The organism is Pedobacter jaeyakensis (assembly GCF_054461315.1).
The window spans coordinates 2561710-2586045 of sequence record NZ_CM136921.1; the positions used below are offsets into that span (position 1 = coordinate 2561710).

Sequence of the window (24336 nt, forward strand, 5' to 3'; positions counted from 1 at the left end):
TCGGCAAAAAGCATAGAGTTAGCGAAGTACTACTCAAAATATCAAGTGAGCAAATTGCAAATAGACCGACGTGAAAAACTCGATAAATAATGACAAAGAAGGAATTTTTAAATATCATAAGAAAAAATATTGTTAATAATGGGTATCATATCACGCTAGTCAATGGCGGGCAAAATCCAGATTTTTCTTATTCCATAGGATTAACTGAAAAAATCGGGTTTGAATTAATTATTGCAGGAGGATTTAATTCTGTAGAAGAGAATGAATCGCTATTTAGACTCATATATCAAAATTTAGAATCTGGATCTACAGTGGATTCCCAGTTTTTTTTATCTGACAATAATGTTTACTATTTAGGTACGGTAGATTCATCCTGGAGTAAAAAACTTATGCTGGGTGTTTATGATTATTATGAGTTAGATGATATTATAGCTTATCAGATTATTCCGCTAAATAAAACTATGGATACACCATTAATGTCGGAAGCAAGAACATTAAGTAATCCTATTTGGAAATGGCTAGATATGGATTGGAATATAAAAGCGCCTGATAACTCATATGTAGTAACTGATATTGATGCTTTAAAAGGCAAACCAATAATTGAACTTGTGAGATGGGAAGAACATAAATGGGAAATGTTTTCAGGTCCAGGGCCAGATGTAACAGAAGACGATATAAGAATAGTTCCGTTAGGCACAGTCTTAGGAATTGACAATACATTAGAACCTATCTTAAGTTTAGCTGTTGGGGATGGTTTGTGGCGAGATAGTAAAGAATCAAACTGGCAAGATTGGTAATTTAAAATTTGGCGACATCTTGTCCCCGATCGAGCACTGCGTTCTCAACCTAATGCGTTAAAAACCTATATGCCTAGTTTATCAAATAAATAGGGTTATTTTTAAATAAAAATATGAAGTCCAATTTAATAGTGAGCATCTTAACTGTTTCAGGTTTGGTTAATTCAGGTATGCACTCAAATTCTGAAGGCCATCATTCTTTAAAGCGTCAAAAATTAATTGATATCAAAAACACCAGGTGGATTAATAGAGTTAGTAGTGATTGTTTAAATTATCTCAAAATTAAGAATACAGCCTACGAGGAGTATAATTGCGAAATGGATTATTTGGTTTCTGGGAAGTTCAAGTTAAAAGGAGATACGCTAATCTTGACAGAAATAGATCTTGAATCCAATGTGTCAGGAAAAGAAAAGTATATCGTTACAGCGGTAAGTAAATATCTGATAAAAGATAATAAGTTGTCGCTCGTTTCAGCAAAAGAAAAATATGACGATGTTTGGAAAACAACCCAATTTAATTCCTCAAATCGCTTTACGTATTATAGAAGTAAGAATTAGTCCACCTTCATAGAACTTATTAATATAAAGGAAACAACATGAGACAGAAAGAAACCATTGGGGCATTTTTTAAGGTTCCACTAAATGAGGGTTTTCACACCTATGGTAGAATAATAAGAAATTGTGTCTATGCATTTTATGACCATAAGACGCACAAAGATATCCTGGACTTGACTGACATCGAAAGTGCTCCGGTGCTCTTTAAAGTTTACGTCATGTCAAGTGTTATAAAAAAAGGTCGATGGCCTATAATAGGAATTAGTGAATTGCCAAAAAACTTGGATGTTGTAGAGCCGTTTTTCATACAAGATATTGGGGATCCAAAAATTTGTTGGATTGACTATCATGGTGAAAGGACAAAAGTCAGTCCAGAAGAATGCATTGGCTTGGAACAGCTAGCGGTTTGGGATTATATGCACGTTGAGAACAGACTTATTGACTTTTATAATGGTATTACTTACAAGTCAAGACTTGAGCTGTAAATAGCTAGCAAAGGAGCTTTATCGGGTTCGGGAAACTCAATGAGGGAATATGTGCCCACAATTATGATTTAAAGAAAAATGGTTTGACTATGATGATACCGGAAAAAATCATTGATCTGTATAAAATGAAAATAAACATATGACAAGTGTGGTAATGAGATTTTTATTCTTCTTATTTATTGTTAGCATTTTTTGTCAATGCCAGAATAAAGCTGAATTAAAAAAGAAAGCTAGCACTTCAACATGGCATGCCTGGACCAATGATAAATGCGGATGTAAAGGTATTCGAAACAAGGAACTAGCTTTGAATTTATTAAAGAAACATGCCCTAATAGGTGCCTCAAAGGGAGTATTTCTAAATATTTTTCACCAGCCGGATACCTTTAGAAAGAAAGCGGATGATGAAGTCTATACCTATTATTGTAATTCTATTTGCCAAAATGGAAAAATCGTCGGAGGATCTGATAGATGTTTCGCTAACTTTTATTTTAGAGATGAGAAGTTATATCTTTTCGATTTCACTTGCGAATAGGTCAGCCTAAATTAGTGGCTATCTTTTACTCAAGTTCTGCTTATAATTGCTACATTAAGTAAATAGAAAAGAATATTTATATGAGCCCACAGTTTCCCGCATTTTTTGGAGAACAAGTCGTGTTATCACGAGCAGATGTTAATACGGGAAAGGTCTTGGATGAAGCTTTCCATTACGCAATTAACTTCGAACAAATAGTATATACTGTATAATCAACTCCTCTTGAAGGCATATATGCAGCGAATTCAATTGTGAAAGCAAGAACAGATGTTGAATGTTATGTTCACGATAAGGACAAAAAACTGGTTTTTTTTTGGTCACAACATTTTATAAAATAGTAGCTTTACTTTCTGCTGCTAAGTGCGTTTTGATTGAGCTAGTAAAAATAATAGGTTACAATAATGGCCTTTTAGAGACAGGACTTCAAGAATTTCGATCTGATGAATTGCTTCGTTTATCTTGTAAACTAATCTGTGTTCTTTATTGATTCTACGAGACCACCTGCCTGAGAGCTCGTGTTTTAACTGCTCAGGTTTACCAATTCCACTGAAAGGATTTTCTTGGATAGCAGAAATTAATTCCTGGATTTTCTTTTGTATAATTTTATTACCTGATTTCTTCCAATATTGTAAATCTTCAGCAGCTTTTGGAGAATAGATTACTTCCACAAATCTTCAGTAGCTATTTTCACGCCTTTTCCGTTTTTTATATCTTCTTCACCTTGTAGAATCTTTTTTACAAATTCCGGGTTATAGATTTCCTTCTCAGACTTAAAGTCAATCTTAAATGCTTTGGCTATAGCTTTCAATGCACTTAACTGCTCTTTATTTTGCGGATGCATGATTAATGTTTCCATAGTACAAATTTAAATAATATTCTTAACAAAAATAGCACCCTTTAATTTGACTAATTCCCAATCGGCTAATTCTTGCTATCGCTTAAGAATGCAACCTGAATAGGAGGGTCGTGGCCGTAATCTTCGCCACCTTCACCGTCCCCAAATAAATACTATCGCCTGCAACTTGCCATCTGCAGAAGAAAAGCTGAGGTAACAATGCCCAGTTTTACCGGAAACATGGCCATTATGTCAAATAGGGAATTTTTAGATATCATATGAAACAACATTGACAATAACGTTTTTCTATTTAGCTGGAGATTCATCCTGGCGTGAAAAATTAATGTCAGGAGTTTATGATTATTATAGTATATTAATCAAGGCTTATCAAATTATCCCGATAAAAAGAACACTGGGTACACCAATAATGTCGGCAGCAGTAATTCCAAATGACCCTGTTTAGAAATGGCTAAATATGGATTGGAATATTGATGCACCTAAAAATTATATAAAAACTGATTTGATGCTTTAAAGGGCAAAACAATAACTGAAGTCGCTAAATGGGAACTTTTTTCAGCTTCAGGAAAGGAGACATGCTAATCTTAACAGAAATAGATCTTGCATCCAATGTGCCAGGGGAAGAAAAATATATTATTACAGCGGTAAAAAAATACTTACTAAAAGGTAATAACTTGTCGCTCGTTTCAGGAAAAGTAAAATATGATAATGTTTGGAAAACAACCCAATTTAATTCCTCAAATCGCTTTACGTATTATAGAAGTAAGAATTAGTCCCCTCGCGTAACTCAATTAGACATTCTTTCACTACAAAAGATTAAGAAAGGTAAAAAGAAATGAAAGCGTTAATGAAATTCATTATAGAATCATTAAAAACGAAAATAGAAATTAGTATTGATGAAAATATTGAATTAGAATTTATCAATGGAATTGAATATGACGGTCAGTATAAATATGACAAAATAAAGGCGCTCCTATTAGATTATCAGTTAGACACTGTGAAAGAGATAAATGATTCAAATTTTAGCGGATTACATGATAACTTATTAATTTTTGTTGCAAAAATAGGAGGTAAATTAAGATATGTTGTGATCGTAGTCGATCTTTTTGATATTGCCCATATGCCTGAAATTATCGATATAATTGCTGTGTAGCAGGAATAATTACCCCTAACCAAATATTTTAAACGTGATGAAAGAATACCTTGCCATATCAATTATCATACTTTTGATTTGCCTCTATAAAGACAGTGATCTGTCTGCTCGCATCCAAGGACATGCCAACCCGGAAAGGATGCAGAACATGAAAAATACCAGGTGGGAAATTAAAGATTCGGACGGTTGTATAAATTACATTTTCTTAAAAAAAACCGCTTACAATAGTTTTGTTTGTGGATTTGATTTTCCTAGGTCTGGAAAATATTATATAAAAAACGACACTTTGATTTTAACAGAGATAGATTTAGTTTCTGATTTGCCGGGAAATAATAAATATGGTGTCACAGCAGAAACTAAGTGGATACTAATTGGCAAAAAACTGATACTACTTTTACGAAAAGATCTGGGCTATACAAAATGGGTAAGTGTTGACCCAAAGGGCACTCGCGGATATTCATTGGTAAGAAAGTATTAAGATAGTAATTATAAAGGCCGTATAACTAATGAGAATTGCCAGCTATTATAACGAGACTCATTGCCCTTTCTGCATATTTCAAATGCCTATATAAGTTTTAACTCGCCTTCATCGGCTAGGCTAATAGAATGCTTTATACCTTTTACAACATAATCAGGATAAACTTGCTTCTTTTGCTCGAAAGCAATCTTCACCGTTATAGGTAAGGATACAACTCTAACTTCTTCAAACATAAAATAACGCTTAACATTCATTTAAGCCTTCGCCACCTTCATCGTCCCTAAATAAATGCTATCTCCCTGCAACTTTCCATCTGCAGAGGAAAAGCTGAGGTAACAATGCCCTGTTTTACCGGCAACGTGGTTCATGTCTAAACTGACCGATAAATCGCCACGTTCGCAAATACTCTGCAAACAAGTGGCATCACCTTTTTTTAGGTCCCTGTAAAACAGGAAGTGTATTTTATCGGTATACTGGCATAAACGTGATTGGGGTTGCGCAAGCCAGCTCATGTTGATGTGCCCATTTTCTGATACCATTTCTAAGCCTTCCAATTCTTCCACATTACCGCGACTGATCACCAGTTTGGAAAAATCCAGCTTCACCACTTCATCTGCTATTGCAAAAGCATGCTCGTAGTTAAAGCTGTATGCGGTATTTACCGGTGTGCCATGTTTAGATTTTTTAAATCCAATATTCACCAGCGAAGCCGCACTGTTCAAAAAGACATTGAGCTGGGCAAACTTATTGCGGGCTACTAGCCGCTTAGGCGTTCCTTTCTTTACCTTTCCGGTTATGCGGTATAACCCGGTAATTAAATCCTGACCCCTGTGCTTACGTCCATTTACAGACCCTGCCTTTTTACTGAAGCCCCCTAATATCCCTGTTTCTAAAATTCCCATAACTAAATCCTAAATTCAATAACTAAGTTCCGGTATCTGCTCCTGGTGCCTGCTGGTCATCCAATGGAGGTACTTTTTGTTGATCATCCTTTGGTGGTGCTTTTTGTTGATCATCCTTTGGCGGTGCTTTCTGAATATCCCCCTGAGGCGTCAGTCGGCTATTTATTGGCTTTCTTTTACCTTTAATGTGCTTGTATGAAGGTGATTGCGGTTTACTTTCCGCTGCTGTGGCTGCTGCTGTTGCTGTTTTCTGTTTGCTGCTCATTGTCCGGTTAGCCGGATCATCGTTCCCAGCTACCTCTGTTTGCAAATGATCATCAGCGGCTCGTGTTTTCTGGGCCTCCTCTACAACCGGCTTGTTCACACTTCCTGTATAGATACTATCGGAAATCTGCTTCCTGTCGGCCGATACGAAACAAACATAGGTCTCTGCGTATTTACCTAACAAACTGGGCTTCAATGCCAAACTATCATTACCTAAAATACGGCTGTTTCCGAAAAGCTTGTAAACTACTTTGTCCTGCTCAGGGAAATAAGCAAGCAACATCACCTGATCAGTAGATTCTGCCCATGGCATCTTCGGATCTGTTTTCCAGTTGAATGAAATACCTTCTGCAGATGCGGATGAACTCAATTCTTCACCAGGTTTTAAAAAGCCACTGCTGACTACCAACCTGGAGTAATCTACTTCCAGATTGGGATATTCACCCTTGAACATTTGAGGCCTATTTTCCTTAACTGCAAGATTGAATGCGTTTTTATCAGTTCCCAGGGCTGCTATGCCAAAACCAACGTTGATAAAATCCAGCATGCGGCTAAAGAATTCTGAGGAGAGCTTGGTGATTTCCCTTGCACGAAGTTGTGGCAGGGTAGGCTCTTTATAGCTCTTCCCGATCTTTCTAACTACGTTTTTTCCATTGAGTACGTAGTACACTAAATTATCTACCCTGCCGGTTATTGCACCATGAGGGCCATTCGTTAAAACACCCATAATAAGTTAATTGAGAAACAAAACTAATGGAACAAAATGAATTTGTCAAGAGTAGGATTACAAAATATAAACCAAGTAACTACTAAAAAATTATTATATAAATAGTAGGTTGAATTATCCTTGATATATCATTGAAATATAGTTAGCATATCATTGAGATATCCTAATAGATAACGCAAGGATATGTTAATCATAATAATAACATATGTATAAATAATACTTATATAGTAGTTATATGGTATTTTATATATAAATAATGGGAATTATTGTGAGACTAATTAGCATGTCTTACTGCTGGGTTTATTATAAATTCCGACTTGGTTATGCCAAATCAATAATCTTCAGTATTTTAGATAGCAAATGAACCAACCAAATAAGTATCGTAACTCTTGTCGCGCGCTAATGCTTCTGCTGATTGCTTTACTTTTTCTAACGATGTCGAAAATTTTAATAAGCAAGTATTTGATCCAGATAAAAGAATAGGACATTAATGAAAAGTGAAAAAATATTTCAAAACGTGATTTGCTTATTGACGTTTGTTGTGACCTTAGGTTTGGTTAATTTAGCTGTTGCTCAGTCGTCAATCAGGCTTGCTGCTGCAAATAAAGCAATTCATGAATTTGTGAGTAATAGTAAAATATCTTCGAAAGCGAAAGTATTCTGGGTAGCGGTCAACGATAATTTGGCGAGATATGAGCTTCAGAAGGAACCGGACAGTAATGGTGTACATTTTTCTATTCCTGTGGAAACGTTTGATGGAATTTTTGTCTCAATAAAGGTTGAGTGTTATCAATATCCGGTTAGTAAGTTGGGCTTGGCGAACAATCCAATACTCCCCACAAGAGCTCTGCAAGTCGGAGAAAAGCTCTTTATATGGCGAGATAAGGACAATGCACTTACTGAGGAAACATTAACAATTCTACGAAAATACAATTTGCTTTTCGACGATGAGGGTGGGGTACGTAATGTAATGGAAAAAGTATTTCCAACAAAATATAAACCCACTTACTATTATTTTTGTCGCACAGATCTCACGAAGTTTAAAACTATATTGACTTGGAATTCTAGCGAGTATGTATCTTTTCCAAAGCTTAAGTGCCCATAAATCAAGTAAAGCCCGGCTAGTCCGGGTTTTACTATTTCAAATAATTCCGACAATAGATTTATATCTATAATAAGTTGTTATCCGGCTTTATATAAGTTAATCTACCGATTGGCTATAGTGCTAATGTATTGATAGTGATACCGAATTATCATTGTAGTAAATGAGATCGGAGAGAATTTGGGGAGAAGCTTAAGAATGAAATTTCCATTAACGTATGTGTTAGCCTCTAATAAATGTTTTATAGCCTGAATAACAAACAGCGATGCAATAAGCGGCTAAATGTTACTGCTTTCTGAGATTAGAGTCATAATTTAATGATAAATCAAGTGAGTGATTTTCGTTTACTTAAACTCCAGCAGTGGCTAAAAGTTCATTAACCAACTGCGGTACTCCCAGTGATGCGGGTTGTTCAATCGCAATTATATCTGATCCGATGCTTGGGACTTTAAGATCTACAATATATTTTATACACTTTTTCGGAACATATTGTGTCAAGTTTGCAGCTGGGTATACCTGCAGACTGGTGCCTATTATGATCATGATATCGGCCGTAGCACAGCGTTCCATGGCGGGAATCATATTTGGTACGGCTTCACCAAACCATACAACATGAGGTCTCAGCGGTATGCCGTGTTCGCACAAATCTGTGAACTTCAATTCCCAACCCGTAATGGGGTAGGTTAGATTTGCATCCACATCAGACTGGGATCTGGTAATGATACCATGAAGGTGTAATACATGATTAGAGCCGGCACGCTCGTGCAGATCGTCAACATTTTGTGTGATGATCTGGACATTGTACTGCTCTTCGAGTTTTGCCAGCGCAAAATGAGCAGGATTTGGCGTTGCTTCCAACACAGATTTTCGCCGTTCGTTATAAAATTTTTGTACCAAAACCGCATCTTTTTCCCAAGCCTCTGGTGTCGCCACATCCTCAATTTTGTAACCCTCCCATAGTCCGTCTGCATCCCGGAAAGTCTTGAGTCCGCTTTCAGCACTTATGCCGGCTCCAGTAAGTACAACTATATTTTTCATTTGCCCAATTCGTTTTATGCATTATAAAGGTTTTCTGTCCATCACCGATGTGGTTTGAAAGATACTTTAAAATATTTCTAAAATTACAAATAGCTAACTCATTATCTGTCTTTGATCTTCATCCAGCTGCTATATAAAGCAAAGGACTTGACTAACGCGACAAAGAAATACACCGGATAAAAAATGATCTAAAAGCTTATTGGCTGTGCTGCTAAATGTTGGAGCTTTTCCTGATCGACATTTTCCGAGAAATCCTTTAATAGTTGCTGTAGCTTCGGATTTACAATGTTTTGGCAAAACGGTTTTTCGGGGTCCCGATAGTAATAATTCAAGTATTCAGGTTTATTCAGTTTAAAACCTTCAAATTCTACAACTTCAGTAATTATCGGTTCAGTAAAATCCTTTTGCAGCAATTGTAAACTGGCATTTGCATAAACCTGTTGTCTCGGTCCAAAAGTATAAATCGCAGAGCGGTATTTATTTCGCATGCTATGCGAAGAGGTGCAGCTGTGGGTATGCAGATGTATAGTGATCAGTGTTTCTAATGAAATCACTAAAGGATCAAAACGAACCAATACCGCTTCAGAAAATGTTGATGGGCTGTCTGATGAGGTCATCCAGCCTTGTTGCACCTCAATTACTCCCTTCAGTGATAGAAATATCGCTTCGGTACACCAATGGCAGCTACCGCCAAAACCAATCTCCTCCATTTTTAAACAATTATTTTGCTTTAACAATTTAGCAGGCCAAAAGTTTTACCATTACCCTCGTTGTGATCAAGTCTTTGGTCAATCAAAAAACATTGCCTTGGATTAAAACGATTTGCGGCCTCGTATGTTTTTCGATAAATAAGGGATAATTTTGAAAAATGCGAGACCACAGGATTTGGCTGTCCTGTTACAGAACAAGCTGAAACTCACCAAGAGCAAGTTTCCGGTACCAGAGATTTTTATTTTGGAAAAACTGTTGATTTGCCTCTTCTATGTGAGTATGTGCAAGGAAGAAAGCGACCTGGTAAAAGTTACGGTTACGTTGATTGATCCAGCTAACCCGGATCCCTTTCCACCTAAAAAGCCGGTGGCCGAGCGCTGGAGCTGTGTAAGTTTTGAACAACCGATCCCTATGACGACCAAGGCGCTGGCCAAACTCTCCAAGGCTGCTGATCCATGCAGTACAACATTGGCCATCTATTACCAGGGTGAAGAGTTATATATATGGGGGATGATAGATCAGGCGATGCATTATCAGAACTTTCTCAATTATGAGTCTGATACGGATTCAGAGCAACCAGGCTTATTTCAGGTGTCCGTGAACGATATCGGAACATTAAACGTCTTGTTTAATTATGAACTATTGGCCACCCTTAAACAAGATACGTTAGTGCAGCGTTACCTGGACGTACTAACTATCGGCCCCATTTCTAAAATCCTTAAAAGTAATGCAGATTTTTTGAAATCGGCTTTAAAAGAATACCTGGCACTTAGTCATCCTGAAGAAGCCTTTCTGGACTGGCAGGAGTTTCTGGACAACCTGTGGATACAAACCTTTTCCCGCTTATTGCTCAAAATTCAGAGCTACCAGCATGGGGGTGCCATTTTAATCCACCAAGATGATACAGATCTGGATATTAAATATAAAATCCATTACCAGAGATTAACATTGGCCATGATCGCCCATGCCAAGGCATCTGTTGATCATTATGTACTGGAAAAAAAGACTGCCGCGAATCTCAAATCCAGGAAACCCTTTGTTAGTAAAGAATTATACCTGTCTGGATCAGCAGCGCTTAAGCTGAAAAAGGGTACGGCAGACGAGATCAGTGGCGCCATTAGCTTTATCGCTTCTCAAACCTGTGTAGATGGGGTAGTCTTATTTGATGAGAATATGATCTCCAGTGGATTCGGAGCGGTACTTCGTTCCAAGCGCATGCCTAAGAAAATCTACCGATCCGGTACTGCAACAGCAACAGCAAAATCATTAAACCCTGCAGATCCCAAGCACTACGGAACCAGGCACAGGTCAATGATTGCGTATTGCTGGAACCATCCGAGGTCGCTGGGGTTGGTCATCTCTCAGGACGGAGAAATTAGGGTATTCACTAAGATTGATGACAAGCTAATTATGTGGGAAAACATTAAGATTCAGCAATATGTAAAAGATAAACACCAAAGTAAGTGGAAGTATTAAATCGCTTTAACTTTTAAATTAATGTTGCCAGTAATTCTATTTTTTGTTTATTATTGGGCGGGATTAAACTTTAAAACTTATTCATTTTGTTAACACTGTCAAAACAGTTCTGCTGTATTGCTGTTATGCAACGAAAATATTACATTCACTAGCTCATTTGTATGAAAGTATTAAAATACGTTAAACGAGATATTCCAAGAATATTTATTGATGCGCCAGTTACTGAGGTTTATGAGAAACTACAATGCGGAAGTTGTTTTGTAGTTCAGGACGAAAAGGAGAATGTAGTTGGAATCCTTAGTTATGCTGATCTGTGTGTCCCGAATCAAACAGTGATACGTGATGTGCTAACCACCAAACCCCAGCTGTCTCCTAAGGATAATGTGGAGGATGCATTGGTATCGATGGCTACATTTGGTACAGATTGTTTACCCGTGTATGAAGCGGACAATTTCCTGGGCGTGGTTTTTCAGCACGACATTGCGCTAGGGTTGGTCAATAAAGTAAATAAGCAGAACAGGGTATACCGGAATATGGTTCATGATCTGCGTACAAGTATAAATAACATTAGTGGACTGAACACACTTTTGTCCCACAATATCACAAAAAAAGAAAATGTAGAATTGATTGAGCTTTCTACTCATGTAACCGACCATTCACTCCACATCTTGGATGATTTACAGTCTGATGAAAGTTTAAAACAAAATTTTGAACTGGAAGAAGTTAATGTGCCGTCATTCGTTGAAGAATCCGCGGAAGAAATGAAGGGAAGGGCATTCGCAAAGGATATTGATTTTGTTTACGACCTGACAAAGGAAGATTTTCTTTATACTGTGCAGACCACTATTTTCAAACGTTCCATCCAGAACCTGCTCTCTAATGCCATAAAATTCACGCCAAAAGGGGGTACAATTACCGTTTTTGTTGGGGTAGACAGGGACCTGTGCACCATAGAAATTCGTGATAACGGCATAGGTATTCCATATGAAAAGCAACATCAAGTTCTAAACGATCCTGCTAAATTGAGTAAAATTGGAACGGAGGGCGAGCTGTCAAGCGGGTTAGGATTGCAATATGTTAAATCTTCATTAAAACATATTGGTGGCGAGCTAACTTTCAGCAGTACTGAAGGCAAGGGATCTACTTTTTCTATTTTATTAAGCAGGAAGTAATCAGGCGATGTGCACGGCCCTTATTAATGAGCCACCGCACACTGTGCATAAATGATGGTAAGAATAAAAAAACTTGTAATATCTTAGAGCCGATATTAATTCGACGTCATAAAATTCAAACTGAGCTTATCCAATGAAGGTTTTTAAAGTTTTATTTGTTTTGGTGATTCTTGCAATCATCCTTTTCTCATACTGGGTTTATAGTTCCTTAAATACAGCAATTGCGCACAATAAGAGCAACCAATACATTCAAATTCCACATGGCTCATCCCAGATACAAATTCTCGATAAGTTAAATGCTGAGGGCATTATTTCCAATCAAATTCCACTAAAAATATATCTTAAAATTACCGGACGGGGTAAAGACATGCAAGCTGGAGAATACCAGTTTAGCTCGCCAATTTCACCTCTTAAAGTGTTGGAGGAGCTCAGTAAAGGTCGACTAAGAACAGTGCAGTTGACCATACCGGAAGGTTTTACCCGTTTTGATATCGCCAAAAGGATTGCCGAGAAATTCCCTCAAAATCAACCTGCAGGGGAAGATGAGGTATTGAAGCTTATGGATGATGTTTCACTTATTAAAGATATCGCACCTGAAGCCAAAAATTTGGAAGGATATATGTATCCGAATACTTACGACTTCCCACGTGAGGTGAGCACAAAGGCCATCATTGAAAAAATGGTGGGAGAGTTTAAGAAGGTTTGGACGCCGGAATATGCAGATCAATCGGTTAAATTGAAAAAGTCGCCCCACCAAATCATTACCATTGCTTCCCTTATAGAGACGGAATCGCGATTGGATGAGGAGCGCCCTATCATCGCCTCAGTCATCTATAACCGTATCAACAAGGGAATGCCCCTCGGAATAGATCAGACCGCTGTTTACATCGCAAAGATGGAAAATCGATGGGATGGAGTCATCAACAAAAGCGACCTGGAATCAAATTCTCCTTACAACACCAGAAAGGTTGTGGGTTTACCTCCGGGCCCAATTTCATCCGTTTCTGAAAGCTCTATCAAAGCCGCGCTTCATCCTGCAAGTACAAATTATATTTACTACGTTTTAAATGTGGAGAAAACTGATAAATCGCATCAATTTTATGCAACTGCTGCAGAATTTGAACGTGGTAAAGCTGCCTATCAAGCCTGGTTGTCTAAGCAAAGAAAATAACTTATTTCTTTGCTTTCTTGCCAAACTGTCTTGGATAGTAGGATAAAGTAGTCATAAAATATTGTTTCAGTACGTTCTGCGTACCTATGGTAAAGCTATTGGCATCGCCATAGTTAATTACGCTTGTATTCTGTCTCAATAAATCCAGCGCTGCAAACTTAACCTCCGCATTATTGCCTTTAAGGAACCGGTAAACCACATTTGCATTCCATATCGTATAGACAATGTCTTTCGCATTAGAAGAGGTACTCGTATTGTTACTGATGTTGCTGTTGAGCGTAAGCTTCTTGGTGATGTTATAGCTGGCCGTCAGGGTTGTTCCAACATTCTTACCGCTGTATTGCGTATTAAATGCCTCTTGTTTAGATTTGTAGGTGGTCCAATCCTGACTAAGCGCAACAGCCAAATAGCTCTTGTAGGTATAATTTACACTACCTCTAGTGTAAGTATTTAAATTAGTGGAATAGCTAAACACGTTATTGGTGTACCCCGGATTTCTTCCGGTGTTAAAGTTACCATATAGACCAAACTGAAATTCTGAAGTTTTAAGCTTGTAGGTCTTACGGATATTTCCTTCACCATTTAGGTATTTATTCCCATCTGCATTCACCAAATACACGGTGCGTCTGTTCTGCTCATCAATCAACAAGCTGTCGACAATGTTATTGGCAATCAAACCTGCCCTAAGCGTAAGGTTATAGTTGAGCGTATTTTTGCCATGTTGATCATAGCTATAGAAACTGAACGACAATTCGCGCTGCACCGCTTCTTTCAGATTAACGTTTCCTCTTCTTAGATTAAAAATATCAGTACTATCGGTCAACGGCGCAAGCTGATTAATGTCCGGTATCCTTATGGTGGTCCGGTAGTTTAATTCATACTGTCTGGAAGTCTCCCCGTACTGATTGTTATAATAACTAATATTTGCATCAGGAGCAAATTGTGCATAACTGCGACTGATGTTTTGGAACGACCTGTCAGATTTGGTATCCTGATAAATTAGCAATGCTTTTGGTTGAAAACTGATATCCAGATTCTTATAGTACCTGTTAGACATGCTTTTAGAAAAACCTCTGGATATTCTCAACCCAGGCGTCTCTTCAATTACATTGGTGGTCACTTTGTTATTCAAATACGCATTGGTTCGGTACACGTTATTTATCGTATCCAAATCCTGCACCCTGTTGTCGTTCTTATCGGAGTTCAGCAATAACCTGTTGGTTACATCGAAATTGGTACGTGAGAATTTTTTGTTGCCAAAAATTAAGCCTTTCACATCCCTTAAGCTAACATTAAGCTCCTGTTTAAATCCATCAGTAAATGTATTGTACTTCCTGTTAAATTTTTGATTTGCCGCTGTTCCCGTAAAAGACCTGAACTCAGTCAAATTTAAACGCTCACTTTCATTATTATAGGCGTTTAAACTATAATCGGCGTCTAAGCCTCTAAAACGCGTGTCTTGTGTGATGATATAAGGGGAATAGCGATAGCTCCCGCCGAATCTAAAACTCTTATTATTGTAGTTCCCGGTATTCATGGAATTGTTTGTACTGGTCAGTACATCCTGTATATTGGTAGCCCTTCTAAAAGTTTGATTGACATTGTCACCTTGATTAAAGTTTACCTCCTGCGAGAAATTCAAATTGTGTCCCTTTTTGGAATATTCGTAATTGGAATCAAAGCGCTGTGTAGTGTTGGAAGATTGATTGTTGGTGCTGCTGTTTTCAATTACTTTGTCAGTACTGTTTACTGACGTTGTTGTCTTTACATCAGCTAAGTAATTGGTATTCTTATCCTGTAAAAAATAGTTGGATTTGAGTGTATTTTTAAGTTCCCAGGTAGGCTTTTCTATAAAATTGTAGGTAAAATTCGCCCCAAGTGCGCTGGGTCGGGTTATGCCCTCTGCCCTGAAATCAGGCTGGTACTCCACATTCGTTCCAACTCCCTTGAATGTACTGTTAGACTGGAGGTCGCCCGTATTGTCGGCAATTTTGTTGATATTATTAATGGCACCCACAACAGCAAGCTGCATTTTCGGTGTAAACATGTTGATGCTGGCATCCGTTTCAAAACGCCCGTCTGTACCGTATCCGGCGCCTATTTTTCCGAAGAAGCCAACATCTTTCCCTTTTTTAAGCTTGATGTTCATTTCCAGCGTAGAATCTGCCGGATTGGTACTTTGCTGGTTTCTGGCTTTATTATATACCTGTATTTTCGAAACCGCATTTTTAGCCAGATTTTGAGTTGCCAGTTTCATATCACCACCAAAAAACGATTTTCCATTTACCAGTAAACTTTTTACTTCCCGTCCATTCACAGTGATCTGTCCGTCACCCCACAGGGTGATGTTCGGTATTTGCCTTAATAAATCCTCTACTACCGCATTGCTGTCCAATTTAAAAGCGGAAGCGTTAAATTCAAGCGTATCACCATTCATGGTAATTGGAGGCACAGTAATGACCACATCCTCAAGCGTGATGTCTTGTCTATTTGCAATGATGGTATGGAGGTCTATGGTATTCTTATCCGCAGGAATGGTGAATGTTTTTCTTGATGTAGCATAGCCAACGTTATTGACATCCAGTCTGAGCAACACATTTACCGGCAAATTTTTAAAGCTAAATTCCCCATAATTGTTGGTTACCTGATAGCTTAACAATGTGCTGTCGGACGCTTTGTAAACAGAGACTGTGGCCGATTTTAGTACGTAATTTTGAGCAGTATCCCTTACTATCCCTTTAGCAGTTCCGGGATTTACAGCTGCGCCTTGTTGCGCTTTAAGCGTAAGACAAGTTATACTGAGCAGAAATGCCAGCGTTAATGAAGTTAATTTGAACATGGAGCGTTAGAATTTTTTTGGTTTCAATTGGATAATTATCGGGTTACTTTTCTTGTTTTGTGTTTTAAAATACTCCGTTAATACGGCATTATATTTCCTGTTTTTATCTTCGTTCTGTTCTTTCGCGGTAAAAAGCGTTAACGAAGAATAGCTGGTGTAGAAATATTCAGGAGTAACGATATGGAATCCTTTATTGGTGAAATCGTATTGCGAGGCCAAATCTGTAACCGGCAAAAACTGGGAAGTAGAATCTGGTTCGATATCTGCGACAGAAGTGAGTTCAGTCGTTTTCAAATTGTAAATAAAAGCCTTTTTCTCATCCCTGCTCCAGTTCCAGTTCCGTACCTGGAAATAGAGATTGTTGTAATGCAGGTAACTGTTTGTCAGTTCAAAAAAAACATCCCTGTTTTTTTCATAATAATCGAAACCCTTCCCTTTATAAATCGGGTTGGTGTCGTAATCCATCGGCAGCGAGTTTGAAGCCGGAAACAAGATTCGATAAGCCAGGGACAATTTTTTAGCAGTTAATTTGTAAATGTTGTAATAGAAATTTTTTACGAACAAATACTCATCCGGATTGCCGTAATCATAGACCCGGCCACCATGCCAGCGCTCATCACCTTTATGATCAGCAGTACGGTAGGGGAAATAGCTCTCTACGCGCTTGCCGTCTTTCAGTATGCTCAAATTATAGTAGATGCTATCTTTATCATTTTTCTCCAGGAAATCCTGATCGATCACTGTACCATCACTAAACTTTTTATAGTTGGTATAATCTATCTCATCATCTTTTTTCGTGACAATCGGAACTTTCTTAACCAGCTTTGCGGTTAGATCAAAATAATAGATTTGTTTACCTGCAGCAATCTGTATCAAGGTTTTACCATCTTCCTTTATGATGTTAAAGTCATAGAAGCTCTGATCTTTAACTTTAGGATCTTTCTCAATCTTACTGGCATTAATCTTACCCACAAACTTACCTGCTTTGCTAAAAATCAAAACCGCTTTGGTTTCCCAATCATAGATCACATAATTCTCTTCAGCAATTTTTAGCGTATTGATCGAGCCAAAAAGACTTTCTTTAGTGGTTTCCAGGGGAATAAAATTTACTTCATCAAAGAATTGAGATACACTTGCACCACGGGCGCTGCTGGGATCAATCCGGAGCGTGACCATTCCGGTACTGTCAACTTTGCTGGCCTGGGCCATAATTTGGCCTGAAAAAAGAGCGCAGATAACTAAACTGCGGAGAGCATTTTTAAACATAAGGTTAATCATTTGGTTCTCTAAAGATATTCATTTCCGTCTTTTGCAACGAATAAGGCACACTTATTTAAGAAAATTTAACATTTCAAACCTTTATCTTTGGTCACTGCGTATATGTTTAAGATTACAGCAACATATCATTAAACAACAACAATTCGTTAAGCCAAATATTTTAAATGCCCCCAAGATCGCTTTTTAAAATACCATTACTTCGATGCCATATCACCAAAATCATTGGCATTTTTGTCCTTGTTTTGGGTTTAGCGTTGGCCATATCGCCAAGTGTCTTCGCGCAGCAGGTTGCACTAAACGAATGCGTGCATTTACATACCGACAGGTCTTCCTATGCTATAGGAGATACCATTTGGTTTAAAGGATATATCACCACTGGCACCATGCAACAAAAAAGCGCATTGAGCAAAGTGCTATATATAGACCTGATTAACGAAAAAGATTCCATACAGAAGAATCTGAAACTTGAAATCGTAAATGGTACCGTCTATGGAAATTTTGCCATTACCGGCGATATGGAGGAGGGATTAATCAGGCTTCGTGCCTATACCAAATGGATGCGTAATTTCTCTGACGATTATTTCTTCGATAAAACGATACTCCTGTTTAACCCTTATACTAAAGAGCTTGCCGCAACTCCAAGTTATGATTACAAAACTACTGAAGGGGTTTCATCGTTAAGCACAAAAATTAAATTTACCAATCCAGATGGCACTAAAATGGCGAATACCCAGGTAGGGTATAGCCTAATGGCCAATCATGAAACTGCGGTTAAAGGCAGCACAAAGACAGACGCTGAAGGAATGTTGATTGTCAATATTCCCGCTAAATCCAGTAACACGGCTGTTTCTACCTATCTGGAAACCTCAACCGTATTCAAGAATCAACAGGGCATTAGTAAATCATTCTCGATCAACGCGCCTTTAAAAGATATAGATGTTCAGTTCCTACCTGAAGGTGGAAGTCTGATCTACGGTCGGCCCAGTAAAGTAGGATTTAAAGCAATAGGTATTGATGGCAGGGGTTTAGCAATTACAGGCACTTTGGTGGATGACCAGGGAAAAAAACTGGCTGCAATCAAAAGCCAGTTTGCCGGTATGGGTAGCTTTACTTTTACCCCTGAAACAGGTCGTACCTATTCGGTATTGATAGATAATCAACCAATTAAACAACGGCAATATGCGTTACCTCAAATAAAATCACAAGGTTATGCCTTGGCGGTAACACAAGGCAATGATAGTGTTTATGTTAAAATATATGGCGTATCGGCTACCATTACTGATTCTCTAAAATTAAAAATCAGCAGCGGTAGCTATGTGATAGCTATGAAATCTGTTGCTCAAAAAGCTATTAACAGCCAACTCGCTTTTAGCAAAAATGATTTTCCATATGGGATATCGCAAATTAGCTTAATAACCGGCTTAGGCCAAATTGCTTCACAACGAATTGTATTTATAAAGAATGCGAAGAAATTAGACTTAAGTTTTGCTGCAGATAAAGCGACCGCTGATTATGCAAATGTAAATGGCTATGCTTTCCCGACCAATCAGCCAATAAAATTGAGCATCAAGGCATTAGAGGCTGGGAAAATTGATACCTCAGCCAATTTATCTGTTGCCGTATCCCGTGAAGAATTCCAAATTAAAGAACAAGACGAAAGCACCATCTATACCAGTTTGTTGTTGTCGCCCGAGCTAAATGGATACATAGAATCTCCAAACTATTATTTCTTGTCAGACAGTGCCAATACAGATGAGGCATTAGACAACCTGATGCTCACTCAAGGATACCGGGATTATACTCCTTTAACAGCAATTAGTTCCCTTCTGAAAGGGTCTCGGACCCCTTCGGTCGCAGATCTTGCCCTTTCGACTTTACCCAAGGAAATTCACTTCTGGCCTGAAATTAAAGGAATGGATGTAGCTGGAATCGCTAAAAATAACAATGGTTCTGTTGCGGGAAATGCCAGGGTGACGCTGTTATCCTTAAATGCCGGCATCATGGAAGAAGTCATGAGCGGTCCGGATGGCAGGTTTGCTATAGATAGCTTAAACTTTTTAAACGGGACAAAATTTACTGTTCAAGCCAAATACCCAGAAAATACCAAGAAGATCCGGGTAACCATGTTTAATGCCTATCCACAACCTGTTGCTGTAAGCAGAAACGCAGCTTCAATACCAATGTTTTATCCTGAACAAAGCACATTACCTACGGAAAACAGTGAACTGCCTTTAGCATCAAGATCAAGGGCGCTAAAGGAAGTCAGCATCCAGTCGAAGGCAGGCGATAAAATTGTATATGCGCGTCAGGCAGGTTTACAAATTCCGGAGGGATCCTCGGATCAAACGATTTACCTCAATTCTCCGGAAAAATGTGCAAACCTGGGCATCTGCCTTAACGGACTCGCCGCCGGCATTGTTTTTAAGCCATACCAGTCTGTAATGAGCTATCCTTTTTTTAGAGACAGCGCTATGAACGTGATTTTGAATGGACGATTGGTTACCGATTCCATAGAGATTGCAGGAATTTTCGACAACAATGTGGTACAGCCAGATGATATCGGAAGAATAGAGGTAGTGCGGACTAACCTCGCTATTATCAATTCTTTAACAACCAACAGCCGGCCAGCCATTTTGATCCTTACCAAACGTAACTACAACAATCTGGATACTTATATACCAGACTTTACCTATTATATTCCAGAGGGATACAGTCAGACACCCAACCTCTACATTCCCAAATACAGCTACGAGGGAACAAATACCTTAAAATCATCGGTTTATACGTTGTATTGGGATTCAAATGTACATCCAGACCAGAATGGTAAGGTGGATTTGGAACTCACTAGTCAAGCACCCACAGGATTTTACCGGGTGACGATAGAAGGAATCAGCTCAACAGGGGCTGTTGGTCGCAAAACTTTTAGATTTAGTGTGAAGTGATGAAGAGGAGGGTAATTTATTTAATGCTGACTACAGTTATTTTGTTGTGTACCAATATAGCAAATACATATGCTCAATTTCCAGTTTATGGCAACAGTCAAAAATTAAAAGGCAAGGTGAAGTCGTTCGTGGAAACGTGCTACGATACCTCATTTGGAAACAAAACGCTGGTTGTCAAGCGTAATTTTATATTTGATGCGAATGGCGTATTGCAGCAGTGCATAATCTACGACACAATTGATAGCAACAAAATTCAGGACACCATTAAGTACCAATACGAGAATAAGTTGCTGATGCAGGAAACAGCGAAGGAATTCGTTATCAGGTATTTGTACGATGACAAGGGTAATCTCTCAGCTAAAAGATATCGTTCTGGTACCGTCAATTACCTACACAGGTTTGTATATAATAAAGAAAATCAGATGCTGGAAGCCGTATCCTATAACAACAAAAACAAATTGATCTTTCGGGATAACTTTAAATATGACGATCAGAATAACATGATCGGCAGGAGCCATTTTGTAGCCGATTCTTTATCTGAGAGTTTCAATGCAGCGTACACCTATGATTTACAACACAATAGATTTAGTGAACGGGTTTACGCTTTAACCGGTTACGTGCTCTATTTCTCTAAATTTTGGCACGATAGCGATAATAACCTGGTATCTGACTGGCGTTATAATGCCTCAGGAAGTTTTGAAAGAAGGAAGGAATATACTTACCTAAAAGATCAGTTTGGCAATTGGATCAACATGGTTACTAAAAGTAAAAAGAATACATTTCTAACCACAAGAACCATTCAGTACCAAAGTAATTAGTCTTGCTGCCTGATCTTGTCTTTCTCGGCCTCCAATTTCACGGCCTCATCTATAGAATGAGATTTGTGGATGTCATCATCCTCCTCGGCAACGTCAGATAGTTTTTCGTAATATTTTTTAAGTACATCTAACTCGTCTTCCGTCAAATCCTCTATATCTACCAATCGGTTGCTGGTATGTCTTGATGCTGCAATAAGTTCATTCAGTTTAAGTTGTATGGCCTTGCTGTCTTTATTTTGTGATTTCTGGATCAAGAAAACCATTAAGAACGTAATAATGGTAGTACCCGTGTTGATAACCAGTTGCCAAGTTTCAGAATAACCAAACACGGGACCACTAAGTGCCCAAACAATTACTATAAGTGCAGCAATGCCGAACGCAGGTCCGCTCCCTGTCCAACAGGTAATTCTGTTTGCTATGCGCTCAAATAAGCTTCCTTTATTTTGTTTCATGAGATGATGTTTCTATGTCACTATAACCCACAGGAATACGAAATGTTTTGTTCGGGTCTATATTGCAGGGACTAAAAGGATTGAGGCCATATTTCTCTTCTGTCATTTGTTGTTTTTTTAATAAGCTAATGGCCAAAGGTTTCTTCTAATGGCTTGCAAGCGGTCAACCACTAGCCAAGCAAACATCGAAGAAGGAGGGAACCATCCACTAGCGTAATAGGAATAATTGTTAATTAAACTTTCAATAAGTTTTGAAAGTTTAATAAATTGATTATATTTGTACATGGAATTAGCAGAAGGAAAACAGAAATTTATTGAAGCCTGGGGTAAGCTCGGTTCTGAGTGGGGTATTAACCGCACCATGGCACAGGTTCATGCGTTGTTACTGGTATCTCCAGAAGCATTAACCACAGAGGAAGTGATGGAAACACTCAATATCTCCAGGGGTAATGCCAACATGACCTTAAGGGATTTGATTGGCTGGGGATTGGTTGAGAAACAACACAAGGCCGGCGAGCGGAAAGAATATTTTTTTGCAGATAAAGATACCTGGAACATTGCAAGGCAAGTGGCCAAAGAACGCAGGAAGAGAGAGCTTGATCCAGTATTAAAAATTCTGGCAGAATTGACACAATTAGAGGGAGACAAGAAAGATCCGGAATTTGCAACCTTTAGTAAGTCGATTAATGATATCAATAAGCTCGCTAAAAATGTAGATAAGACCTTAGATACTATGCTTAGAGCTGAAGAGAGCTGGTTCTGGGGTTCAATTTTTAAAATCTTCAAGTAAGATTTTTTTGTCCAGATAAGTTTCAAAAATTACTGAAAGTTTAATATTAAGATTATGAATACGCTTAAAAACCACCTGATCCTTTTCGATGCTGAATGTCCTATGTGTAAAATCTATACTCAAGGATTCGTAAGTATTGGCATTTTAGACCAGCAGGGGAGGATTTCCTATCAGGAGCTCCCGGAACAAGCTTGCCCGATGCTGGACAGGCAGCGTGCGGCAAATGAAATAGCCATGGTTAATCGGGAAACTGGCGAGGTCACTTATGGCGTCCAAAGTCTATTTAAGATTTTTGGAGCTGCAATTCCCTGGTTAAGATCCCTATTTGAATTCGCACCATTTGTGTGGGTTATGAACAAGATTTACGCTTTTGTTTCTTACAATAGGAGGGTTATAATTCCTCCTAGTATTAAAGAAGTGGGTTTGCAACCAACTTTCCGGTTAAGTTATCGCATTGCCTACTTGATTTTTACTTGGGCCATAACGGCTTACATCCTTTCTGCATATGCTACTTCGATGAACGGGCTACTTCCGGAAGACCACCTTTATCGTGAATATTTGATATGTGGCGGTCAAATACTTTTTCAAGGTATTGTGATTGGATTTGTAAACAAGGACAAACGTTGGGCGTATCTCGGGAATATGATGACAATATCATTTGCCGGTGCCTTGCTGCTCTTACCAGGAATACTTGTCGCAAAATACTTTGATCTCCATGTATTTTATTTTGTTGTTTGGTTTATTGGTGTGGCCGGTGTAATGTTCCTGGAGCATATTCGCAGAAGCAGACTGTTAAACTTAGGATGGATCATGACCATCTGCTGGGTTACTTACCGCATTTTAGTCCTTTTATTGATCATCTTAAATAAATAACCATGAAATACAATAAGATAGTACTGGCAGGGGGGAATGGTTACCTCGGCGGTGTTTTAGCTAATTATTATAAAAACCTGGCTACCGAGATTATCATTTTAAGTAGAAAGTCTGCAACGGAAAAAGGCAATATTAAGACCATAGTTTGGGACGGTTGTACTGAAGGCAATTGGACACCATCCGTTGGCGGGGCAGATCTTCTCATAAATTTATGTGGTAAAAATGTGAATTGCAGGTATACAAAAAAAAATAGAGAAGAGATAGTCCGTTCAAGGTTGGTCCCTACAAAATTATTGGGACGAGTAATAGAGAAACTGCAAAATCCGCCAAAACTTTGGATTAATGTTACCTCCGCCACCATTTATCGCCATGCAGAAGATCATCCGCAAGACGAGCAGACGGGCGAAATTGGTTCCGGTTTCTCCATTGAAGTCTGTAAACAATGGGAGCAGACATTTTTTGAAACTGATACACCTCAGACCAGGAAAATAGCGTTGCGGATGGGTATCGTGTTAGGGCGCGAAGATGGGGCGTTTCCGAGGATACTTAATTTAGTGAAGTTCGGATTGGGCGGTCAGCAGGGCAATGGACAGCAATATGTCACCTGGATTCATGAACAAGATGCTGCAAAAAGTACAGAGTGGCTTTTAGACCATGAAGAAATGAACGGAGTTGTCAACTGTGCCGCACCAGAGCCAGTTAGAAATGCGGAGTTTATGAAAATTACTCGTGAGTGTCAAAGTGTGTTTTTCGGTTTGCCATCGCCAGCATGGCTTTTGGAATTGGGGGCGATAGTAATCGGTACAGAAACAGAGTTGATTCTGAAAAGTCGCTGGGTTGCGCCAAAGCGTTTACTTGACTCCGGTTATAAATTTCTTTTTCCCAGTCCTTCAGTTGCCATTAAGGATATCGTAAAGAAACGCGTCTAA

25 protein-coding genes are annotated in these 24336 nt (G+C 38.6%); 15 read left to right on the forward strand and 10 right to left on the reverse strand.

What is annotated here, in order from left to right:
- Nucleotides 1-89 precede the first annotated feature (89 nt).
- The 3 genes from ACXZ1K_RS11445 (at nucleotide 90) to ACXZ1K_RS11455 (ending at nucleotide 1836) form a co-directional block, all read left to right on the forward strand.
- The gene (locus ACXZ1K_RS11445) at nucleotides 90-797 is read left to right on the forward strand and encodes a DUF4262 domain-containing protein (protein WP_458969799.1); all 708 of its coding nucleotides are present in this window, start codon (nucleotides 90-92) and stop codon (nucleotides 795-797) included.
- Between the two features lie 113 nt (nucleotides 798-910).
- Nucleotides 911-1354, forward strand: a complete 444-nt coding sequence (locus ACXZ1K_RS11450; protein ID WP_458969800.1) for a hypothetical protein — start codon at nucleotides 911-913, stop codon at nucleotides 1352-1354.
- 38 nt (nucleotides 1355-1392) lie between these two features.
- Nucleotides 1393-1836, forward strand: a complete 444-nt coding sequence (locus ACXZ1K_RS11455) for an immunity 26/phosphotriesterase HocA family protein (protein WP_458969801.1) — start codon at nucleotides 1393-1395, stop codon at nucleotides 1834-1836.
- 888 nt (nucleotides 1837-2724) lie between these two features.
- On the opposite strand, the gene ACXZ1K_RS11460 is transcribed toward ACXZ1K_RS11455, so the two are convergent.
- Both ACXZ1K_RS11460 and ACXZ1K_RS11465 read right to left on the reverse strand, forming a co-directional pair.
- On the reverse strand, nucleotides 2725-3036 hold the full coding sequence (locus ACXZ1K_RS11460) for a Txe/YoeB family addiction module toxin (RefSeq protein WP_458969802.1): 312 nt from the start codon (nucleotides 3034-3036) through the stop codon (nucleotides 2725-2727).
- The gene (locus ACXZ1K_RS11465; RefSeq protein WP_458969803.1) at nucleotides 3027-3224 is read right to left on the reverse strand and encodes a DUF2683 family protein; all 198 of its coding nucleotides are present in this window, start codon (nucleotides 3222-3224) and stop codon (nucleotides 3027-3029) included. Before ACXZ1K_RS11465 ends, ACXZ1K_RS11460 begins: the two co-directional genes overlap by 10 nt.
- A gap of 539 nt (nucleotides 3225-3763) precedes the next feature.
- Between ACXZ1K_RS11465 and ACXZ1K_RS11470 the strand changes: the two genes are divergently transcribed.
- The 3 genes from ACXZ1K_RS11470 (at nucleotide 3764) to ACXZ1K_RS11480 (ending at nucleotide 4852) form a co-directional block, all read left to right on the forward strand.
- Nucleotides 3764-3994: a hypothetical protein gene (locus tag ACXZ1K_RS11470; RefSeq protein WP_458969804.1), complete on the forward strand. Its 231-nt coding sequence runs from the start codon at nucleotides 3764-3766 to the stop codon at nucleotides 3992-3994.
- 62 nt (nucleotides 3995-4056) lie between these two features.
- Nucleotides 4057-4374, forward strand: a complete 318-nt coding sequence (locus ACXZ1K_RS11475) for a hypothetical protein (protein ID WP_458969805.1) — start codon at nucleotides 4057-4059, stop codon at nucleotides 4372-4374.
- A 37-nt stretch (nucleotides 4375-4411) separates the two neighbouring features.
- Entirely contained in the window at nucleotides 4412-4852 is a 441-nt protein-coding gene (locus ACXZ1K_RS11480; protein WP_458969806.1) for a hypothetical protein, read from the forward strand.
- Nucleotides 4853-4938: 86 nt separating this feature from the next.
- Here ACXZ1K_RS11480 and ACXZ1K_RS11485 read toward each other — a convergent pair whose 3' ends face one another.
- The 3 genes from ACXZ1K_RS11485 to ACXZ1K_RS11495 are packed head-to-tail and all read right to left on the reverse strand — an operon-like array spanning nucleotide 4939 to nucleotide 6745.
- The gene (locus ACXZ1K_RS11485; protein ID WP_458969807.1) at nucleotides 4939-5085 is read right to left on the reverse strand and encodes a hypothetical protein; all 147 of its coding nucleotides are present in this window, start codon (nucleotides 5083-5085) and stop codon (nucleotides 4939-4941) included.
- 21 nt (nucleotides 5086-5106) lie between these two features.
- Nucleotides 5107-5754: a DUF6266 family protein gene (locus tag ACXZ1K_RS11490; protein ID WP_458969808.1), complete on the reverse strand. Its 648-nt coding sequence runs from the start codon at nucleotides 5752-5754 to the stop codon at nucleotides 5107-5109.
- 22 nt (nucleotides 5755-5776) lie between these two features.
- Nucleotides 5777-6745, reverse strand: a complete 969-nt coding sequence (locus tag ACXZ1K_RS11495) for a DUF6266 family protein (protein WP_458969809.1) — start codon at nucleotides 6743-6745, stop codon at nucleotides 5777-5779.
- A 490-nt stretch (nucleotides 6746-7235) separates the two neighbouring features.
- On the opposite strand from ACXZ1K_RS11495, the gene ACXZ1K_RS11500 reads away from it, so the two are divergent.
- Nucleotides 7236-7850, forward strand: coding sequence for a hypothetical protein (locus ACXZ1K_RS11500; RefSeq protein ID WP_458969810.1), 615 nt, complete (start codon nucleotides 7236-7238; stop codon nucleotides 7848-7850).
- A 345-nt stretch (nucleotides 7851-8195) separates the two neighbouring features.
- Here the strand turns inward: ACXZ1K_RS11500 and ACXZ1K_RS11505 are convergent, their stop codons facing one another.
- Entirely contained in the window at nucleotides 8196-8885 is a 690-nt protein-coding gene (locus tag ACXZ1K_RS11505; RefSeq protein WP_458969811.1) for an SIR2 family NAD-dependent protein deacylase, read from the reverse strand.
- 188 nt (nucleotides 8886-9073) lie between these two features.
- On the reverse strand, nucleotides 9074-9595 hold the full coding sequence (locus ACXZ1K_RS11510; protein ID WP_458969812.1) for a peptide-methionine (S)-S-oxide reductase: 522 nt from the start codon (nucleotides 9593-9595) through the stop codon (nucleotides 9074-9076).
- Nucleotides 9596-9746: 151 nt separating this feature from the next.
- Here ACXZ1K_RS11510 and ACXZ1K_RS11515 point away from each other — a divergent pair, with 151 nt between their 5' ends.
- The 3 genes from ACXZ1K_RS11515 to mltG all read left to right on the forward strand — a co-directional run bounded on the left by ACXZ1K_RS11515 (nucleotide 9747) and on the right by mltG (nucleotide 13415).
- Entirely contained in the window at nucleotides 9747-11072 is a 1326-nt protein-coding gene (locus ACXZ1K_RS11515; protein WP_458969813.1) for a putative sensor domain DACNV-containing protein, read from the forward strand.
- Between the two features lie 161 nt (nucleotides 11073-11233).
- Entirely contained in the window at nucleotides 11234-12244 is a 1011-nt protein-coding gene (locus ACXZ1K_RS11520) for an ATP-binding protein (RefSeq protein ID WP_458969814.1), read from the forward strand.
- Between the two features lie 133 nt (nucleotides 12245-12377).
- Nucleotides 12378-13415 carry an endolytic transglycosylase MltG gene (gene mltG, locus ACXZ1K_RS11525; protein ID WP_458969815.1) on the forward strand — a complete coding sequence of 346 codons (1038 nt, stop codon included), beginning with the start codon at nucleotides 12378-12380 and terminating at the stop codon, nucleotides 13413-13415.
- Nucleotide 13416: 1 nt separating this feature from the next.
- Here mltG and ACXZ1K_RS11530 read toward each other — a convergent pair whose 3' ends face one another.
- Together ACXZ1K_RS11530 and ACXZ1K_RS11535 are read right to left on the reverse strand one after the other, a co-directional pair.
- A complete protein-coding gene (locus tag ACXZ1K_RS11530; protein WP_458969816.1) occupies nucleotides 13417-16254 on the reverse strand; it encodes a hypothetical protein in 2838 nt (945 codons plus the stop codon).
- A gap of 6 nt (nucleotides 16255-16260) precedes the next feature.
- Nucleotides 16261-17520 (reverse strand): 6-bladed beta-propeller, encoded by a 1260-nt coding sequence (locus ACXZ1K_RS11535; RefSeq protein ID WP_458969817.1) that lies wholly within the window; start codon nucleotides 17518-17520, stop codon nucleotides 16261-16263.
- Between the two features lie 176 nt (nucleotides 17521-17696).
- Here ACXZ1K_RS11535 and ACXZ1K_RS11540 point away from each other — a divergent pair, with 176 nt between their 5' ends.
- Nucleotides 17697-20474, forward strand: a complete 2778-nt coding sequence (locus ACXZ1K_RS11540; RefSeq protein WP_458969818.1) for a carboxypeptidase-like regulatory domain-containing protein — start codon at nucleotides 17697-17699, stop codon at nucleotides 20472-20474.
- Complete coding sequence (locus ACXZ1K_RS11545) at nucleotides 20474-21292, forward strand: hypothetical protein (protein WP_458969819.1); 819 nt, start codon at nucleotides 20474-20476, stop codon at nucleotides 21290-21292. Before ACXZ1K_RS11540 ends, ACXZ1K_RS11545 begins: the two co-directional genes overlap by 1 nt.
- On the opposite strand, the gene ACXZ1K_RS11550 is transcribed toward ACXZ1K_RS11545, so the two are convergent.
- Complete coding sequence (locus ACXZ1K_RS11550) at nucleotides 21289-21744, reverse strand: low affinity iron permease family protein (protein WP_458969820.1); 456 nt, start codon at nucleotides 21742-21744, stop codon at nucleotides 21289-21291. The genes ACXZ1K_RS11545 and ACXZ1K_RS11550 overlap by 4 nt on opposite strands.
- Before the next feature lie 283 nt (nucleotides 21745-22027).
- Here ACXZ1K_RS11550 and ACXZ1K_RS11555 point away from each other — a divergent pair, with 283 nt between their 5' ends.
- Genes ACXZ1K_RS11555 through ACXZ1K_RS11565 form a run of 3 tightly spaced genes read left to right on the forward strand, consistent with a single transcriptional unit; the run spans nucleotide 22028 to nucleotide 24336 of the window.
- Nucleotides 22028-22534 carry a GbsR/MarR family transcriptional regulator gene (locus ACXZ1K_RS11555; RefSeq protein WP_458969821.1) on the forward strand — a complete coding sequence of 169 codons (507 nt, stop codon included), beginning with the start codon at nucleotides 22028-22030 and terminating at the stop codon, nucleotides 22532-22534.
- A gap of 54 nt (nucleotides 22535-22588) precedes the next feature.
- Entirely contained in the window at nucleotides 22589-23407 is an 819-nt protein-coding gene (locus ACXZ1K_RS11560; RefSeq protein WP_458969822.1) for a DCC1-like thiol-disulfide oxidoreductase family protein, read from the forward strand.
- A gap of 2 nt (nucleotides 23408-23409) precedes the next feature.
- A complete protein-coding gene (locus tag ACXZ1K_RS11565; protein WP_458969823.1) occupies nucleotides 23410-24336 on the forward strand; it encodes a TIGR01777 family oxidoreductase in 927 nt (308 codons plus the stop codon).